At 68.7% G+C, this 2,919-nt stretch carries 4 protein-coding genes; all 4 read right to left on the reverse strand.

Features of this window, described 5'->3' with window-relative positions:
* The coding region (locus ACT84W_RS10270) for an adenosylcobinamide-GDP ribazoletransferase (RefSeq protein ID WP_444329139.1) at positions 1-213 on the reverse strand (213 nt) is incomplete at its 3' end.
* The gene (locus ACT84W_RS10275) at positions 210-758 is read right to left on the reverse strand and encodes a bifunctional adenosylcobinamide kinase/adenosylcobinamide-phosphate guanylyltransferase (RefSeq protein ID WP_195625051.1); all 549 of its coding nucleotides are present in this window, start codon (positions 756-758) and stop codon (positions 210-212) included. The genes ACT84W_RS10275 and ACT84W_RS10270, both read right to left, overlap by 4 nt.
* Positions 755-1,897, reverse strand: a complete 1,143-nt coding sequence (gene cobT / locus ACT84W_RS10280; protein ID WP_444329140.1) for a nicotinate-nucleotide--dimethylbenzimidazole phosphoribosyltransferase — start codon at positions 1,895-1,897, stop codon at positions 755-757. The genes ACT84W_RS10275 and cobT overlap by 4 nt, the downstream gene beginning before the upstream one ends.
* A partial coding sequence (locus ACT84W_RS10285; protein ID WP_444329141.1) for a cobyrinate a,c-diamide synthase occupies positions 1,890-2,919 on the reverse strand: 1,030 nt, incomplete at its 5' end. The genes ACT84W_RS10285 and cobT, both read right to left, overlap by 8 nt.

A 2,919-nucleotide genomic window follows, 5' to 3' on the forward strand; every position in this document is an offset into this window, starting at 1 on the left:
CAGCGCCGCGAGCACGGCCGCGACGATGGTCGCGGGTACGCCGAGCAGGTTCGCCACGTACCCCCACGCCGTCATGAGGAAGCCTTCCGCAAGGCCCACCAGGGGAAACGCGGCAAGCGCATGGGTTGACCCGAAATCGGTCCAGGCCGATTTCGGGACGGGGATGCGCGAGAACGTTCCGAACGCCGCGCCGATTGCCTCTGCTATCTTCACCTTATAGGTCCTTCGCCTTTCATCCACACGGGAATCCCGCATACCACTTCGACTGCGCGGTCGGCCAGCGCCACCACACCCGCGTTCACGCGCGCGAGCGCGCGCCTCCATGCCTCGGTCCCCTCATCGTAGCGCATCCCATCGGCGAACACGTCGACGGTGACCACCACCGTATACGCAGCGGCCTGAGCGAGCCGTTCGATGCCTCCGAGCACCTCGCGCGCCGCAGCGTCGGGGTCACGTGGGGACAAGCCGCCTTCCGCGAAGAGCTCGTTCGCAACCAGGTTGCCCACGTCCTCCAAAAGAAGCGTGCAGCCGCACGGAAGCCCGGGCACTGCGGCGCCCACGTCACGCGTGCGCTCGAGGGTGGAAAACCCCTTGCCCTCGCGCAGCGCCCGATGGCGCGCGATGCGGCGGGCGCCCTCTTCCCCGAAGGGCTCCATCGTTGCCAGGTACACGCGGGGGCCGTCGTGCCCGAGGCACAGGGACTCGGCATAGGCGCTCTTGCCGCTCGCGGCGGCGCCGATAACGAACGTCACCGTCATTTCCCAGCCTCGAAATGCTCGTAAGCAGCCATGCCAGTCGCCGTGAACGTCTTCCCATCCCGGTACACGCGCAGCGCCGAATCCAGAAGGGGCAGATACGCCATGGCGCCCGCGCCCTCGCCCAAGTGCATGCCTGCGTCGAGGGGTGCCTTTATGCCGAGCTCGCGAAGGAGCTCCCGGCTTGCGGGTTCGCTTGATGCGTGGGTGCCCACGAGGTAACCTAAGGCGTTGGGGCACAGGCGCGCCGCGCACAGGGCCGCCGTGCAGGATATGACCCCGTCGAGGAGCGCCGGCGCCTTCGAGGCCGCGGCCCCCAGGTAGAAGCCGCACATCGCCGCAATGTCGAAGCCGCCCACCTTCGAGAGCACATCGATCGGGTCGGCGGAATCGGGCGAGTTCGCATCGATAGCGCGCTCGACCACGTCGCGCTTGCGCGCGAGCGAGGCGTCCGAGAGCCCCGCGCCGCGCCCGACGAGGCTCCGCGCGTCCGCCCGGATGAGCACTGCGGCCACCGCCGCCGAGGTGGTCGTGTTGCCGATACCCATCTCGCCCGCGGCGAGAAGGCGCACGCCGGCGCGGGCAAGCCCGCACGCGACGGCGATTCCGACCTCGATCGCGCGCACGGCCCCATCGCGAGACATGGCGGAGCCGTGCGCGATGTTGCCGCTCCCCCGCCGCACGTTCGCGCGCACCATGCGAGCGTCTTCTATGCCCCGGGCCATACCCACGTCGACGGGCACGACCTCGGCACCCGCGAACGCCGCCATGCGGCAGGCGCTCGTGGCCCCCTCGCACATGTTGCGCGCGACGGCTCGCGTCACGTCTTGCCCGCTTTGCGACACGCCTTCGGCAACGACCCCGTTGTCGGAGAAGAATACCGCGAGCGCACGGGGAAACTCGGCCACCTCGGCGCTCCCCTGAACTGCGGCGATACGCGCGACGGCGTCTTCAAAGTCGCCCAATCCCCCCAAAGGATGCGCGATGGAATCCCACGCGGCGTACGCGGCGGCGCGGGCACACTCATCTGCGGGCGCGATCCGGGAGAGCGCGGCTTCGAGCACGGCGCCCGGCGCCGACGAGAACGCGCGCTCGACTTCCTCGCGGATGCAGGCAAGCGCGGTTTCGGTTGCTTCAGCCATGCCGTCTCCTCTCTGCGAACGACGCTGTGGCAGACGCGAACGCGCGCGCAACGTCGGGGTTCGCAGGATAGTACACATGCGGGAAGCCCGCAACCAGGGCCGGGGTGGTCGTCATGCACGGCCAGCCCTTGTCGCGCCGGGGCTTTTGCGCCCAGAAGTCGCCGCCCGGGCAGGTGGACTGCCAGTAGTGGAACTCGTGCGCGCGGATGCGTGTGCCGCGCGGCCCGTAGAGCCCGTAGCGTTGGGAAGTGAGCTCCACGTACCCGAAATGGGACAGCCTTCCCCCGTTCTCGCTTGCGCCCTCAAGGGCGCCCGCAACAGGCCAGCGCCGCCCCTCGCTATCGGAGATTTCGCGCTGCAGGTACAGAAACCCACCGCATTCGGCAACCGTCGGCATGCCGGATTCCACCGCACGCCGCACCGCCTCGCGCATCGGCGCGTTCTCGGAGAGCTGCCGCGCATGGAGCTCCGGGTAGCCGCCTCCCAGATAGAGGGCGCTTGTCCCCCGGGGCAACTCGCTATCACACAGGGGGCTGAAAAAGGCCAGCTCGCAACCCAGGTCCTGGAGCGCGCGCAGGTTCTCCTCGTAGTAGAACGAGAACGCCTCGTCACGTGCGACGGCGACGATGGGCCGCGCTCCCGCGATCGGCTCCAACCGGTAAGGTTCCTCGCGGATATCGGGTGCCGTCGCCGCTATTTCGAGCAAGCGGTCGACGTCGACGCTCTTTTCCACCAGCTCGGCCATCTTGTCGATGCGCGCGGAGAGCTGCTCGACCTCGTCGGCGGTCACAAGCCCCAGATGCCGGCTTTCGAGCGAGAACGCCTCGTCGGCGGGAATATTACCCAAAACCGCGACGCCCGTGTGCTTCTCGATCGCAGGCGCCGCGTAGGCGCAGGCAGCGGCGCTCGTCTTGTTCAGCACGACGCCGCGCACGTTCGCACAAGGCAGGAACTCGGCGATGCCGCGAATTACGGCGGCGAGCGATAAAGACGCCCCGCGCCCGTTCACCACTAAAACGACC

It is taken from the genome of Paratractidigestivibacter sp., from assembly GCF_052362415.1.
Lineage (GTDB): Bacteria > Actinomycetota > Coriobacteriia > Coriobacteriales > Atopobiaceae > Paratractidigestivibacter.